This is a genomic window from Stenotrophomonas sp. STEN056, assembly GCF_056759635.1.
In genome coordinates this window covers 1-12,584 of record NZ_JBRRDL010000038.1, presented here as the reverse complement: position 1 = coordinate 12,584, position 12,584 = coordinate 1, and the positions used below count along the sequence as shown (strand labels likewise).

Here is a 12,584-nt window from a genome sequence, read left to right as displayed (position 1 = left end):
TCCGGGGCAGGTTGTCATGACGCGACAGCACACGGCAATCCTCGGTTGGCCGCTTGCCGTGCTGGTGGCGGCCGTGTTCTGCGGGTTCGGCATCTGGCAGCTGCAGCGCATGCATCAGAAGGAAACCCTGCTCGCGCAGCTGCCGCCCAGCCACGGCACGGCGGTGACGCTGGATGAGGCATTGAAGGCGCCGCTGGCGCTGCATTGGCTGCGTGACCGATTGCAGTTCGTACCCGGCGTGGTTCTGCTGGACAACCAACTGCGCGAAGGCCGCGCCGGGGTGAAGGTGTACCAGGCCGCGCGTGCGCAGAGCGGCATGGCCGTGTTGGTGGATATGGGCTGGTTGCCGCTGCCGGCCGACCGGCAATTGCCGAAGGTGGCGCAGCAACAAGGCTGGCAAGCTCTGGAAGGGCTGTGGGCGCCAGCGCCGTCGTCGGGGCTGGCACTGGGGCCACCGCTGAGTGCCGCACCGCAGGCGCAGACCTGGCTGGCCACACGTTTGGAGTTGCCGGCTATCGCCCATGAGCTTGGCTTGGCGTCGTCCGCGTTGGCGCCGCATGTGCTGCGCCTGGACCCTGCCTTGCCGCTGGGATACACCCGTGATCTGGATCTGCTGCCCAATACCTTGCCGCCCTCAAGGCATCTTGGTTATGCGGTGCAGTGGTTCGGCATGGCGCTGGCGGTGTTGGTGATTGCCGGCGTGTTGCAGTGGCGGCGACGCAAGCGGGGAGGGCGGTTGTGATGATGGGTATAGCGAAGCGCAACAGCACCCCTCCCGAGCCCTCCCCTGCGCTGCGCGCAAGGGAGGGGGCGGGTTCTGCAATGCTCGCCGGGATTGCTGCCACCGCGGCTTTTCTCCCTCCCTTTCACCGAAGGTGAAGGGGAGGGCCGGGGAGGGGTGCTTCATGCCTCTGCCGTTGCCTCTGCCGTTGCCTCCGCCTCCGCTTTTGCGAATCCCGAATCTCGAATCTCGAATCTCCAACCAATCCCGGCCAAAACCCATGAACGCACTCACCCCCGACCAGCTCGCCACCCGCAACCGCGGCCGCCGGGTACTGCTGCTGATCTTCGCCATGTTCTTCGGCTCGATGGCGTTGGCCGGCATCCTGCGGTTCTCCGGTTGGACGCCGCAGATCAACCGCAATCATGGGCAGCTGTACGAACCGGCCATTGATCTGCGCGGGGAGCGCCTGCAGTTGGCCGATGGCCAGCCATACCCCTGGAATCCGGAAGCGCGGATCTGGCGCATCGTGCTGGCGCCGCCGGCCGATTGCGCCCCTGCCTGCGTCACTTTGTCGCAGCAGTTGGACAAGGTGTGGCAGCTGTTCGGGCATAACGCCGATAATGTCGAGATATTGTGGCTGGGTGTGCCCCCTGCACAGGTGGCGGCGATGCCGGCACTGAAGGTGCTGCAAGCCCAGCCCGCGTTCCGGGAAAAATTGCCGGGGGTTGATGACCCGGCTGGAACCCCGGTGTATGTGATTGATCCCAATGGCTTTGTGGTGTTGCGCTATGCGCCGGGTTTTGAACCGGGCGGGTTGCGGGCCGACCTCTCCAGGCTGTTGAAATTGAAGTGAGTCCCGTTCGATGAATGCCACCGCGCGTCCGGCGCTGTACCGCAATTTCCACCGCCTGGCGTGGTTCGCACTGATCATGACGGCCAGCACGATCATGTTCGGCTCGTTCGTGCGCCTGTCCGATGCCGGCCTGAGTTGCCCGGATTGGCCCACCTGCTACGGCCGTGTTACTTGGCCGCAGACGCAGATGGAGGCCGCGCAGCACGTGGCCAGCGAGATCCGCCCACTGGAAAGCCACAAGGCCTGGCGCGAGCAGGTGCACCGCTTCCTGGCCGGCCTGCTGGGCGTGGAAGTACTGACCCTGGCGCTGCTGGCCGCGCGCCGCCGCAAGCGTGGCATCTCGCAGATCGTCACCGCCTCGGTGTTGGTGGCGCTGGCGATACCGCTGTACATGATGGGCAGCCACGTCGCCCATGACGTGCTTGGCGTTGGTGCGCTGGAGCGCCTGCCGGTGCAGGCGATGTACTGGTATGGCGCGTCGGGTGTGGTCGCCCTCGGTGGCGTGTTCGTGTTGCTGCTGGCGGCATTGCGCTGGTCCAACGTGGACCTGGCGCGGGTGGCGACGCTGACCTTGGTGGTGGTGATCTTCCAGGCGCTGCTGGGCCTGTGGACGGTGACCTTGCTGCTCAAGCCCATCGTGGTCATGGGGCATCTGCTGGGCGGCATGCTGATGTTTGGCCTGCTGGTGTGGATGGCGTGGAAGGCCACGCACCTGCCGATCACCTTGGCCGAGGCACCGCGCCTGCGCTGGTGGCTGCGGGTGGGCGTGGCGCTGGTGGTGCTGCAGATCGCCCTGGGCGGCTGGGTCAGTGCCAACTACGCGGCGCTGGCCTGCGGCGGCGGCAGTGCATCGCTGGACAACTTCCCGCGCTGCGTGAGCCAGTGGTGGCCGCAGCAGAACTATGTGGAAGGCTTCACCCTGTGGCGCGGCATCGGCGTGGACTACGAAGGCGGCGTGCTGGACGGGGCGTCGCGTATCGCCATCCAGATGGCGCACCGGATGATGGCCATCGTGGTGGCGCTGTATCTGCTGGTGCTGTCGGTGCGCATGTTCCGCCTGCCGGGCATGCGCGCATGGGCAACCACGCTGGGCATGCTGGTGCTGCTGCAGGTCACGCTGGGCGTGTTGAACGTCAAGCTGGCACTGCCGTTGCTGGTGGCCGTGTTGCACAGTGGCGGTGCGGTGGCCCTGTTGTTTGTGCTGGTCACGTTGCTGGCGCGCATGCGCGCCCCGGAGTGATGGCATGAAGACGACGTGGCGTGATTACTGGGACCTGACCAAGCCCAAGGTGGTGGCCCTGATTGTGTTCACCGCGCTGGTGGGCATGTGCCTGGCCATTCCAGGGGTGCCCACCACCACGCAGGTGGTATCGGGTGTGCTGGGCTTTCTTGGCATCTGGCTGTCGGCCTCGGCCGCGGCGGCAATCAACCAGCTGCTGGATGCGCGCATCGACGCGCAGATGGCGCGCACCTCGTGGCGGCCGCTGGTGGTGGGCAAGGTGTCGCCGCGGCAGGTGCTGGTGTTTGCCGGCGCACTGACCGCACTGTCGATGACCATCCTGGTGCTGTGGGTGAACGTGATCACCGCGGTGCTTACGTTTGCCTCGCTGATTGGTTATGCGGTGATCTACACCGTGTACCTGAAGCGTGCGACCTCGCAGAACATCGTCATCGGCGGCTTGGCCGGTGCCACGCCGCCGCTGCTGGGCTGGGCGGCGATCACCGGCATGCAGGGCAGCTCCGACTGGGCTTATGCCTCGCTGCTGGTGTTGATCATCTTCATCTGGACGCCGCCGCACTTCTGGGCGCTGGCGATCTTCCGCCGCGCCGACTACGCCAAGGCCGACGTGCCGATGCTGCCGGTGACCCACGGCGTGCCGCACACGCGCAAGCAGATCCTGGCGTACTCGGTGGTGCTGGCGGTGGTGACCTTGCTGCCGGTGCTCATCGGCATGAGCGGCATGTTCTACCTGGGCGGCGCCACCGTGCTGAACATCGTCTTCCTCTGGTACGCATGGAAGATGCAGAATCCGCCGGATGAAATGTTCAACATGAAGATGTTCGGCTACTCCATCGTCTACCTGATGGCACTGTTTGCCTTCCTGCTGGTCGACCATTGGTTGATGCCCTGGCTGTAATGGCAGGGCCCGCAGGCGCGGAGAGCAGTAACTACAAACGGCAGAAGCACGCGAGTGCTTCTGCCGTTTGCGGTTGTGGGGCCATGTGCTGCACGTCGGCTGTAGGAGCGGCCTTGGCCGCGAAGCCGTTGTTGTTGACCGCTGGATTGCGGAATCCACTCGCTCTGGGAGAGCCCTTTGGTTTCGCGGCCGAGGCCGCTCCTACGGTTTTGGGTTTCTGGCGTAGCGCTGTGCCACCACCGAGCAGACGATCAGCTGGATCTGGTGGTAGATCATGATCGGCAACACGATGGCGCCGAGGCTGCCGCCAGCGAACAACACCTTGGCGATCGGCACGCCGGTGGCCAGACTTTTCTTGGAGCCGCAGAACACGGTGGGGATTTCGTCGTAGCGGCTGAACCCCAGGCGCCGTGCCAGCCAGGTGATGCCGGGCATGGCGATGGCCAGCAGCACCACGGCCACCACCGCTGCGGTGATCAGCGAGCTGAGTGGGGTCTTGCTCCACAGCCCTTCGTTCACGGATTCGCCGAACGCGGCGTAGACCACCAGCAGCACCGTGCCCTGGTCGGTATAGCGCAGCAACGCGCGCCGTTTCTCGACCCAGCGGGCAATCCATGGGCGCAGCAGGTGGCCTGCGACAAACGGCACCAGCAACTGCAGCATGATCGCGCCCACGGCGTGTAGCGGGTTGGCCATGCCGCCTTGCGCGCCGGCCAGCATCGTCATCAGCAGCGGCGTCAGAAACACACCAAGGATGCTCGACAGCGAAGCGGCGCAGACCGCCGCCGGTATGTTGCCGCCGGCCATTGAGGTGAAGGCGATGGAGGACTGCACCGTGGAAGGCAGTGCGCACAGGAACAGCACACCGATGTACAGCTCAGGTGTCAGCAAGGTGCCGGACAACGGCTTGAACGCCAGCCCCAGCAGCGGGAACAACACGAACGTACAGACCAGGATCACGATATGCAGGCGCCAATGCAGCATGCCGGCAATGATCGATTCGCGCGGAAGCCGTGCCCCGTGCAGGAAGAACAGCGCGGCGATGGCGAAGTCGGTGAAGTGGTCGAAGCCGCGTGCAGCGGCGCCGGTCATCGGCAGCAGCGTGGCCAGCACGATGGTGCCGAGCAGTGCCAGGGTGAAGTTGTCCGGTCGCAGTCGCGACCACCAGCGGATCATCGGCAAATGTCTCCTCGGGTGCAGGTGATGGGGGTCAGGGCTTGGTCGTTTCCAAGGCCGCGCGTGCGGCCGGTTCCAGTGAAGTCATGCCGGCGTCGCGGCCCAGCTGCAGGGCGGCATCCACGGGCGCGCCTTCAATGCGTGCGTTGATCAATGACAACAGCGCCCCGGCACGGTTGCCCGAAGCGCAATGCAGCAGGGTCTTGCCCTCGTCCTGCTTGAGCAGGCGTTGCAGGGCGCGTGCGTTGTCGTCGGTGATGTCGCTGGCGCCGGCAATGGGCAGGCGCACGTAGCGCAGGCCAAGTTGTTCGGCCAGGGCGGCCTCGTCAAAGCCGCGGTCTTCATCGGGCCGGCGCAGGTCGATGACGGTGGTGACGCCGGATGCGGCGGCATCGCGCAATTGCTGTGCGCTGGGTTGGCCGGCGGTGATCAGCCCGGGGCGTGGCTCGCGCAGCGTCGCCTCGCCCGCAAACGCGCTGGTGGATACGAGCAGAAGAAGCAACAGCAAGGAACGGCAGGCGGTCATGGTGCTCTCTCTTGGCGGGGCGGTCAGCGCATGCCTGCACGGGCCTTGAGCAGCTCGCGCAGTTCGTATTTGTCGGTGTCGTCCAGGCCCTGCTGGCGCTGTTTGGCCTGCAGCTCGTCCAGGCGTTGTTGCAGCAACTGCTTTTCCAGCTGATTGATGGCGTCCTGCAGTTCCTGCGCCCACATCGCTTCGTCGCCGGGCAGTTCCTGTGCGGCGAGCTTGTGCAGCGCGGCCTGTTCCTCGCGCTCATTGAAATGCTCCAGCAGCGCGCCGGTGCTGATGTCCGGGCGTTGCTCGACCAGCTGCAGCAACTCCAGCAGCAGTTCGATGCCGGGCAGGCGCAGGCCGGCGATGGCGTGATGGCCTTCCAGGTTCATCGCCAGTGATGGCTGCTGCAGCAGGATGGCGATGGCCGCGCGCACCAGGCTGCGCTTCTGTACCGGCACCACGTTGGCACGCTGCGGCGCACGCATGGTTGCCACTGGGGCAGTGGCGCGCTCGCCAATGCCGGTCAGGCGGCCCAGCTCCTGCTTCATCAGGTCGCCGAAGGCGCCGTCGGGAATCTGCGCCAGCATTGGTTTGGCACGCTCGGCCAGGCGCGCCTTGCCGTCCAGCGTGCCGAGGTTGATCTCGCGGGTGAGCTCGTCGAAGAAGAACTGCGACAGTGGCGTGCCTTGTTTCAGGCGCGCATCGAATGCGTCGGCACCTTCCTTGCGCACGATGGTGTCCGGGTCCTCGCCGTCGGGCAGGAACAGGAAGAACGCCTGGCGCCCGTCCTTCATGCGCGGCAGTACCGATTCCAGCGCACGCCAGCCGGCGCGGCGGCCGGCGGCATCACCGTCGAAGCAGAAGTACACATCCGGCGCGTTGCGGAACAGCAGCTCGGCGTGGTCCGGCGTGGTTGCCGTGCCCAGTGTCGCCACCGCCTGGGTGACGCCAAACTGGAACAGGCTGACCACGTCCATGTAGCCCTCCACCACGATCAGGCGCTCGATTTTCTGGTTGGCCTGGCGCACCTGCCACAGGCCGTACAACTCGCGGCCCTTGTGGAACAGTGCAGTTTCCGGCGAGTTGAGGTACTTGGGGCCGTCGTCCTTTTCCATGACCCGGCCGCCGAAGGCGATGACGCGGCCACGGCGGTCGAAGATCGGGAACATCACCCGGTCGCGGAACTTGTCGTAGACGTGGCCGCGGTCGTTCTTGGAAAACAGGCCAACCCGGTCGAGCAGCTTCATGCGCCGCTCGTCCTTGCCCAGTGCATCCTTCAGCGCGCTGTAGCCGTCGGGCGCGTAGCCGATAGCGAAGCGGGCGCGGGTGTCGGCATCCACGCCGCGGCTGTCCAGGTAGGCGCGGGCCTTGTCGTTGCCTTCCAACTGCTTCTGGAAGAAACGGCTGGCCGCGTCCAGCGCCGAGTACTGGTCACGGCTGTCGTCCTGCTGTTGCGGCGTACGGCTGTTGGTTTCGCGCGGGATTTCCATGCCCGCGCGCTTGGCCAGTTCATCCACCGCATCGAGGAATTCGAGGCGGTCGTAATTCATCAGGAAACTGATCGCGGTGCCATGCGCGCCACAGCCGAAGCAGTGATAGAACTGCTTGGTCGGTGAGACAGTAAACGATGCCGAGCGCTCGTCATGGAACGGACAGCGCGCGGAGTATTCCTTGCCCTGGCGCTTGAGCGGCACGCGCGTGCCCACCACCTCGACAATGTCGGTGCGGGCCAGCAGGTCGTCGATGAACGCGTCGGGGAGTCGGGCCATGCGGCAATGGAAAGCGCCGCCGCGAGGCGGGGCACAACAGGAAGGTGATGGGGAAGTGTACTAGCCCGCGCCGGTGGTGGCCGTGCGCAGGTTCGCTTCAGCGGGGAGGGTAAAGGCCAAGGCACCCCTCCCCAACCCTTCCCTTCGCGATGCGAAAGGGCGGGGGCGAATCGTGCAGATGTCGAAATTGCCGAGCTGTTGCTTCGTGCCCCCCTCCCTTTGCCGCAGGCAAGGGGAGGGCCGGGGAGGGATAAGGCACTCAGTCTGCGATGCGCGGCTCGTCCGGCGGCAGCGCTTGCTTCCTGCGCGCCTGCGCGCGCTCATCAATCACTGCCGTGATCAGCGCGCCGCCGAAGAACACCACGCTGGCGTAGTAGATCCACACTAGCATGATCACCAGCGTACCCATCGAGCCATAGGCGCTGCCCGGGGCGGCATTGGCGATGTACAGGCCGATGCCATAACGGCCCAGCACGAACAGCACGGCGGTGATTCCGCCGCCGATGAAGGCCTGGCGCCAGCTGACCGGGCGGTCGGGCAGGTAGTGGTAGAGGAAGGCAAAGCCCAGTGCATACAGCAGCACGGTGGAGGCATACGCCACGGCAGGCAGTACCGAGGGCAGGTGCGCGAAGATCACCTGCAGCGCGGTGGTGGCCACCATCGACACGATCAGCAGGAAGCCCAGTGCCAGCACCACGCCGGCGGAGAACACGCGCTTCTTCAGCCAGCCGAACATGCCCTCGAAGCGGCGCAGGTCGGAATGGAAGATCAGGTTCAGTGCCGCCTGCAACTGCGCGAACACCACCGTGGCACCGACGAACAACAACAGCAGGCTCCACACCCCCGCCAGCGAGCCCAGATCCGGCTGCGCCGAGGCATTGGCGATGATCGTGCGGGCGACCTCGGCCACGCTTTGCCCGGCCAATGAGGCGATCTGATCGATAAGGGTCTGCTGGGCCGGCGGATACAGCGAGGCGGTCAGCCACAGCAGCAGAACCAGCAGCGGCGCCAGCGACAGCAGGGTGTAGAACGCCAGCGATGCGGCCTGGGTCATCACGTCGGTTTCGACGAAGCGCTTTACCAGGGCGGCAGGCAGGCTTTGTTGCAGCTTGTCCAGGCGCGAGCGCAGGGAATCGATGGAGGTACGGCCTTGCATGCGGAGGGGGTCGCCTCTGGAGTTGGGGGATGCCGATGTTGTAGTGGAGCGCGGCTTTTGTACGGGTGAAGGCTGCTTTTTGAGAAGCAGGCATGCCGTCAGCCCCTGATCGTAGGAGCGGCTTCAGCCGCGAAGCTGGCAATCTGGCCGCCTGCGGGTTTCACGGCTGAAGCCGCTCCTGCATCACGGACCTTAAATCCCCGGCTTTTTGCGGACGAGGCCGCTCGGTGAAGAAGGCGTTGGAAACAACGAGGCCCGCGGGTGGCGGGCCTTGTCGCTTGCGGCAATGGTGGCTGGATCAGCCGCCCAGGGCCTGCTTGACCAGCTTGGACACCAGGCCCATGTCGGCCTGGCCGGCCAGCTTGGGCTTGAGCACGCCCATCAGCTTGCCCATGTCCGCAGCGCTGGCCGCGCCGGTTTCGGCGATGGCGGCGCTGATGGCGGCCTGGATTTCAGCCTCGCCCATCTTGGCCGGCAGGTAGCGCTCGATCACCACGATTTCCTCGCGCTCGATCACGGCCAGGTCTTCGCGGTTGGCGGCTTCGTACTGGGTGACCGAGTCCTTGCGCTGCTTGACCATCTTGTCGAGCACGGCGATCACCTCGGCGTCGCCCAGCTCGATGCGCTCGTCCACTTCACGCTGCTTGATGGCGGCGTTGATCAGGCGGATCACGCCCAGGGAGTGCTTGTCGCCGGCCCTCATGGCGGCCTTCATGTCATCGGTCAGCTGTTGCTTCATGCTCATGGATCACCTCGGTTCGGGATCGGATTGCGGTTGGAACGACGGATTCAGGTAAGTCAGGAACGCAAAAAGCCGGCTACGCTTGCGCGTGCCGGCTCTCACTCAAGTACGGAAGGCCGAAGCCCCCCGTTCAGGAGTCGCGTCCGATCAGTACAGGCGCTGACGCTTGGTGACGTCGCGCGAGGAACGACGCAGCTGGCGCTTGACGGCAGCAGCGGCCTTGCGCTTGCGTTCCTGGGTCGGCTTTTCGTAGAACTCGCGCTTGCGGGTTTCGGCCAGCACGCCGGCCTTTTCGCAAGTGCGCTTGAAGCGGCGGAGAGCAAACTCGAAGGGCTCGTTCTCGCGGACTTTAACGCTGGGCATGGAATCTCCGGGACACAATGAAACCGGGTCACGCCCGGCGAGCCGCGCATTATAGTCCCTTTGAAATCGTGTGCAAGTCCCCTGGGGTTTGCTGGGGGGCTGGAGAGGTCCACAATGGGCCGCATGAAAGTCCTTGGCATTGAATCATCCTGTGATGAGACCGGCGTTGCGGTCTATGACACCTCGCTCTCCGGCGTGGCGGCACTGCGTGCGCACGCGGTGTACAGCCAGATCGCGCTGCATGCTGAATACGGCGGCGTGGTGCCTGAGCTGGCCAGCCGCGACCACGTCCGCAAGACCTTGCCGCTGATCCGGCAGACGCTGGACGAGGCAGGCATCGCCATCTCCGATATCGACGGGGTGGCTTATACCGCCGGCCCGGGCCTGGTCGGCGCCTTGCTGGTGGGTGCCGGCGTGGCACGTTCGCTGGCCTGGGGCCTGGATGTGCCGGCCATCGCTGTCCACCACATGGAAGGCCATCTGCTGGCGCCGCTGATGGAGGACGACCCGCCGGAGCCGCCTTTCGTGGCGCTGCTGGTGTCCGGCGGCCATACCCAACTGATCGCGGTGGACGCGATTGGCAAGTACCGCTTGCTGGGCGAAACGCTGGATGACGCGGCCGGCGAGGCCTTCGACAAGACCGCCAAGATGATGGGCCTGCCGTACCCGGGCGGCCCGCAGCTGGCGCGCCTGGCCGAGGCCGGCACGCCGGGGCGCTACAAGTTCGCGCGGCCGATGACCGACCGCCCGGGCCTGGATTTCAGCTTCTCCGGGCTCAAGACCCAGGTGTTGCTGGCCTGGCGCGACAGCGACCAGAGCGAGCAGACCCGTGCCGACATCGCCCGCGGCTTTGAAGATGCCGTGGTCGATACGCTGGCCATCAAGTGCGGCCGCGCGCTGGATGCAGCCGGTTGCGACGTCTTGGTGGTGGCCGGCGGTGTCGGTGCCAACAAGCGCCTGCGCGCCAAATTGCAGGAGGCCGCGCAGCGGCGTGGTGGCCGGGTGTGCTTCCCGCGGCCGGCGCTGTGCACCGACAACGGCGCGATGATCGCCTTTGCCGGCGCCCTGCGGCTGCAGGCAGGCCAACACAGCCCCGCCGAGGTCAAGGTGACCCCGCGCTGGGATATGGCTTCGCTGCCGCCGGTGGTGACAGCCGGGAATGGGGAATAGGGAGCCGGGAATCGTGGGAGCGGCTGCGCTGCGACCTGGCGATTCCCGCCTTTACCCAGTTTCCCGCGGTTTCCAACGCTTCCCGGAGCGCCGCAGACTGTCTGCTTGCTGCGACCCCCGCTTCAACTATTCCCCAATCCCGATTCCCCAATCACGGCTTCAAATCCATGGACAAAGTATTCATCGAAGGGCTCGAAATCGACGCCCTGATCGGCATCTACGACTGGGAACGGCGTATCCGCCAGACGCTGGTGTTCGACCTGGAAATGGGCTTTGACAACCGCCGGCCCGCGGCCAGTGACGACATCGCGGACACCCTCAACTACAAGGCGGTGAGCAAGCGCTTGATGGAATTCGTGCGTGGCTCGGATTTCGGCCTGGTGGAAACGCTGGCCGAGCGCTGCGCGCAGATCGTGCTGGATGAGTTCCACGTGCAGTGGCTGCGCCTGAAATTGAGCAAGCCCGGCGCGGTGCGCGGTGCGCGTGCGGTGGGCGTGATCATCGAGCGTTCGCGCAACGCCGGTTAACCTCTGGTTCTCGTCCTGTTCCTGTGTGGCCGGCAATTCCGTCGTCGCCGGGGCGGGAAGATGCCTCTCCACATAGAAGGAACAACGACTGATGGCGGTAATGGGAATCCGTTGGCTGGCTGAGCTTGAGAACACGCTGGCACCGTATCCGATGGCGTACCCGGCGCTGGTGCTGGTGGCGCTGGTGCTGGTGGCATGGCTGGCCAACTTCGTCACCAAACGCATTCTGCTGCGGGGCCTGAAGGGCCTGATCGAGCGCTTCTCCGGCCCGGGCCACAACGCCCGGCAGCCGCTGCGGGTGATCGCGCGCCTGGCCAACATCGTGCCGTCGGTGGTGCTTGCCGCCGGTGTGAGTGTCGTGCCGGAACTGCCGTCGGGGCTGGTCACCGGGTTGAAGGCGCTGTGTCATGCGTGGACCGTGCTGACCATCGCACTGGCCATTTCGCACGCGCTGGATGCGTTCAACGATTTCTACGAACGCCGTGCCGATGCCCGCAACAAGCCGATCAAGGGGTATCTGCAGGTTGCCAGGATCGTGGTGTTTGTCGTGGCCGGCCTGTCCATCGTGGCTACGCTGGTGGGCGTGGAGCCGCTGCACCTGATCACCGGCCTGGGTGCGGCGACGGCGGTGTTCATGCTGATCTTCCAGGACACCATCCTGTCGCTGGTGGCCAGCGTGCAGATCAGCGGCGATGGCCGCGTACGCATTGGCGACTGGATCGAGATGCCCAGCCAGAACGCCGATGGTGACGTGATCGACATCGCGCTGCATACCGTCACCGTGCAGAACTTCGACAAGACGGTCACCACCATTCCGACCAAGAAGCTGGTCACCGATTCGTTCAAGAACTGGCGCGGCATGGAAGAGTCGGGTGGGCGGCGGATCAAGCGCTCGCTCTACCTGGACCAGCACAGCGTGCGCTTCGTGGATGGCGACGGGCTGCAACGGCTGAGCCAGTTCGGCCTGCTCGATGACTACCTGGCCGGCAAGCAGCAGGAACTGCAGCAGTGGAACGCCAGCGTGGCCCAGCAGCACCCGGAAGAGGTCAACGCGCGCCGCCTGACCAACCTGGGCACGTTCCGTGCGTATGTGGAGCGCTACCTGCGCAGCCACCCGGGCATTCACCAGGACATGACCCTGCTGGTGCGGCAGATGGCACCCACGCCGCAGGGCCTGCCGCTGGAGATCTATTGCTTCACCGCATCCACGGCATGGGCGAAGTACGAAGCCACCCAGTCCGACGTGTTCGACCACCTGCTGGCGATCCTGCCGGAGTTCGGCCTGAACGTGTTCCAGGAATCCAGCGACGCCATGCTGATGCGCGCCCGCGAGCTGCGCGCCTGACATCTGTAGTGCCGAGCCATGCTCGGCAGGGGCTTTCCAAGCGAAAGGCAGACCCCTCCCCAGCCCTCCCCTTGGCTTTGCCAAAGGGAGGGGGCGTAGTGCCGAGC

Annotated in this window: 12 protein-coding genes and 1 pseudogene; 7 read left to right on the top strand and 6 right to left on the bottom strand. The window is 65.5% G+C overall.

Annotated features, from left to right (window positions below; genetic code table 11):
* Window positions 1-16: 16 nt before the first annotated feature.
* The 4 genes from ACVOLO_RS15810 (at window position 17) to cyoE (ending at window position 3,715) form a co-directional block, all read left to right on the top strand.
* Window positions 17-742 carry an SURF1 family protein gene (locus ACVOLO_RS15810; protein ID WP_481571274.1) on the top strand — a complete coding sequence of 242 codons (726 nt, stop codon included), beginning with the start codon at window positions 17-19 and terminating at the stop codon, window positions 740-742.
* 259 nt (window positions 743-1,001) lie between these two features.
* Window positions 1,002-1,577, top strand: a complete 576-nt coding sequence (locus tag ACVOLO_RS15805) for a hypothetical protein (RefSeq protein WP_481571273.1) — start codon at window positions 1,002-1,004, stop codon at window positions 1,575-1,577.
* A gap of 10 nt (window positions 1,578-1,587) precedes the next feature.
* Complete coding sequence (locus ACVOLO_RS15800) at window positions 1,588-2,817, top strand: COX15/CtaA family protein (protein ID WP_481571272.1); 1,230 nt, start codon at window positions 1,588-1,590, stop codon at window positions 2,815-2,817.
* A 4-nt stretch (window positions 2,818-2,821) separates the two neighbouring features.
* Window positions 2,822-3,715 (top strand): heme o synthase, encoded by an 894-nt coding sequence (gene cyoE, locus ACVOLO_RS15795; RefSeq protein ID WP_481571271.1) that lies wholly within the window; start codon window positions 2,822-2,824, stop codon window positions 3,713-3,715.
* A 201-nt stretch (window positions 3,716-3,916) separates the two neighbouring features.
* Here the strand turns inward: cyoE and ACVOLO_RS15790 are convergent, their stop codons facing one another.
* The 6 genes from ACVOLO_RS15790 to rpsU form a co-directional block, all read right to left on the bottom strand.
* Window positions 3,917-4,891 carry a bile acid:sodium symporter family protein gene (locus ACVOLO_RS15790; RefSeq protein WP_481571270.1) on the bottom strand — a complete coding sequence of 325 codons (975 nt, stop codon included), beginning with the start codon at window positions 4,889-4,891 and terminating at the stop codon, window positions 3,917-3,919.
* A 34-nt stretch (window positions 4,892-4,925) separates the two neighbouring features.
* On the bottom strand, window positions 4,926-5,417 hold the full coding sequence (locus ACVOLO_RS15785; protein ID WP_481571269.1) for a protein tyrosine phosphatase family protein: 492 nt from the start codon (window positions 5,415-5,417) through the stop codon (window positions 4,926-4,928).
* A 23-nt stretch (window positions 5,418-5,440) separates the two neighbouring features.
* On the bottom strand, window positions 5,441-7,174 hold the full coding sequence (gene dnaG / locus ACVOLO_RS15780) for a DNA primase (RefSeq protein WP_481571268.1): 1,734 nt from the start codon (window positions 7,172-7,174) through the stop codon (window positions 5,441-5,443).
* A gap of 259 nt (window positions 7,175-7,433) precedes the next feature.
* A complete protein-coding gene (locus ACVOLO_RS15775; RefSeq protein WP_481571267.1) occupies window positions 7,434-8,330 on the bottom strand; it encodes a YihY/virulence factor BrkB family protein in 897 nt (298 codons plus the stop codon).
* Window positions 8,331-8,628: 298 nt separating this feature from the next.
* Complete coding sequence (locus tag ACVOLO_RS15770; protein WP_481571266.1) at window positions 8,629-9,075, bottom strand: GatB/YqeY domain-containing protein; 447 nt, start codon at window positions 9,073-9,075, stop codon at window positions 8,629-8,631.
* A gap of 144 nt (window positions 9,076-9,219) precedes the next feature.
* Entirely contained in the window at window positions 9,220-9,435 is a 216-nt protein-coding gene (gene rpsU, locus ACVOLO_RS15765) for a 30S ribosomal protein S21 (protein WP_002808376.1), read from the bottom strand.
* 123 nt (window positions 9,436-9,558) lie between these two features.
* Here rpsU and tsaD point away from each other — a divergent pair.
* The 3 genes and pseudogenes from tsaD to ACVOLO_RS15750 form a co-directional block, all read left to right on the top strand.
* A pseudogene (gene tsaD, locus ACVOLO_RS15760) lies at window positions 9,559-10,619 on the top strand (tRNA (adenosine(37)-N6)-threonylcarbamoyltransferase complex transferase subunit TsaD); the annotation flags it as partial.
* 153 nt (window positions 10,620-10,772) lie between these two features.
* Window positions 10,773-11,132 (top strand): dihydroneopterin aldolase, encoded by a 360-nt coding sequence (folB, locus tag ACVOLO_RS15755; RefSeq protein ID WP_481571293.1) that lies wholly within the window; start codon window positions 10,773-10,775, stop codon window positions 11,130-11,132.
* A gap of 91 nt (window positions 11,133-11,223) precedes the next feature.
* Window positions 11,224-12,477 (top strand): mechanosensitive ion channel family protein, encoded by a 1,254-nt coding sequence (locus tag ACVOLO_RS15750; RefSeq protein ID WP_481571265.1) that lies wholly within the window; start codon window positions 11,224-11,226, stop codon window positions 12,475-12,477.
* Window positions 12,478-12,584 lie beyond the last annotated feature (107 nt).